Raw genomic sequence first — 1,373 nt, forward strand, 5'->3', positions numbered from 1 at the left:
CTGCGGCTGCAGCCGGGGTCGGCGGTCAGAGGAGGCCCAGGGAGAACCCCCCTCGATCGGGTCCCTGAGCAACCCGCCGACCATTGAAGTATGACTGTAATTCTATCCGGGCGCAAGTGACGGCCGAACGAGACACGCAGCAACGGAATCACGGCTTCCGCCGAGCACCGGAGTACACGGCAGAGCGCACCACCAGGGCAGGGGCAGCCCACCTACACCGCCGGCCATGACCGACGAGTCATGGAAGTCCAGTCCGGATCGGTGACAGCGCAGGTCAGGACATCGATGTCCGGCGTCAGGCCGACGCCTGGCTGCGCCCCGGATTGCGAGGGCCGTCGTCATCAACGTTCGACCCACCTCGGCTGTCCGACGTGCGTGTAGGTTCTCGCCGCTCGTGTCGGATGCCGCCTTCATGACCTGCGGCTTCATCCCCAGTCTCACGAAGTGTCGGACGCTGGAGTCTCACGCCCGTGTCGGCTCCTCGACGGTCTGCGCAGGGCGGCTCGGGCCGCCGGTCCTCTGACCTGGGCGGTTTCACGGCCGGTGTCGAAATCCGACGTCGATCCGACATTGGCCGTGAGATTCCGACACGGGATTTGAGATCCCACAGTGCGAGAGCTGATCACGACCGTCTCGACGGCAACGAGCTCGTACCCGGTGACTGGATCGTCGTCCACCGTCGCGGTGCGCGGATCTGCCGGCTGACCCCCGATCCGGTCGGCCCTGCCCGGCGAGGTCGGCGAGGCCGGCGAGGCCGAACTGGCTGAGGCGGTGGCGGTCGCGTCCCAGGCGGACCACGTCGGCGCGGTCGTCGGCGACACCGTCGGTTCCGCCCGGGGAAGGCCGCTGCACGGCGACGCTGGAGCTCATGGGGAGCCACTCCTCGACACCCTGCAGAAGCTTGACCGACCCCTCGTCGCCGCCCTGATCGAGGGCAGGTACTCGACGCTGCCCGCCTCGGAACTCGGCGCGGACGCCGTCGTCCAGGCATTCACCCCGGGGGTGCAGGGGGTCGGGCTATCGCCGAGCTCCTGCTGGGGCGCATCGAGCCGAGCAGGCGGCTGCCGCTCAGCGTGGCCCGCCATGCCGAACAGCCGCCCGTCTACTGCAGCCAGATCCCGGGGGCTGCACGGCTCCTTCGGCGAGGACCTCAGCTACGCGACGGCGCACCACTCGGAACCGACAATCCAGAATCCCGTTGTCACGTCGGGTACGCACCGACTGCCCGGGCTCGATGGTGCTGACGGTCACCCATCGTGCAAGTGCCGCCTCACGGCTGTGAGGCGGCGCTCAAGATCGCCGGCATCAACAAGGCGGAGATCCGGCAGAAGGTCGAAGAGGCCGCGAAGATCCTCGACCTCACCGAGTACCTG

It is taken from the genome of Streptomyces sp. NPDC048420 (assembly GCF_040651535.1).
Lineage (GTDB): Bacteria > Actinomycetota > Actinomycetes > Streptomycetales > Streptomycetaceae > Streptomyces.